The organism is Arthrobacter sp. B055-34, assembly GCF_059090425.1.
In genome coordinates this window covers 1-523 of the sequence record NZ_JBNHFQ010000028.1, presented here as the reverse complement: position 1 = coordinate 523, position 523 = coordinate 1, and the positions used below count along the sequence as shown (strand labels likewise).

Annotated in this window: 1 pseudogene; it reads left to right on the top strand. The window is 70.0% G+C overall.

Annotated elements, in window-relative coordinates:
* Window positions 1–523 (top strand): annotated as a pseudogene (locus AC5RWO_RS21455) (HNH endonuclease); the annotation flags it as partial.

The window sequence follows — 523 nt, the reverse complement described above, 5'->3', positions numbered from 1 at the left end:
TGAAGCCGGTTCCCGGTGATCCGGGTGCTGTGCTGGTCCGGGGCTGGGCCGCCGAACTTGCAGGTCTGGATCAGGATGTTTCGGAGGGGGTGCGGATCGACCGGATTACCGCGCTGGAGGAACTCAAGGGCGCCCTCGCTGCTGCGCAGGCCCGCGAGACGGAAGCGTTTGTGGCCTCGCGGCGGGAGGCCCGGGCCGCGGCCGGGGTCCCGGCGGAGAGGCGGGGCCGGGGCCTGGCCAAGGAGATCGGCCTGGCCCGCAAGGACTCCCCGAACCGGGGCGGGAAGCACCTGGGCTTGTCGACCACGCTGATCAGGGAAATGCCGCACACCTATAGGGCGTTGGCAGAGGGCCGGTTGAACGAGTGGCGGGCGACCATCCTGGTCCGCGAAACCGCCTGCCTGAGCGTGGAAGACCGCGCCCGCATCGATAAGGACTTGTGTGCGGATCCGAAGACGCTGCACGGGTGCGGGGATAAACGGATCGGGGCGCTGGCGAAGCAGGCCGCGCTGCGGCTGGATCC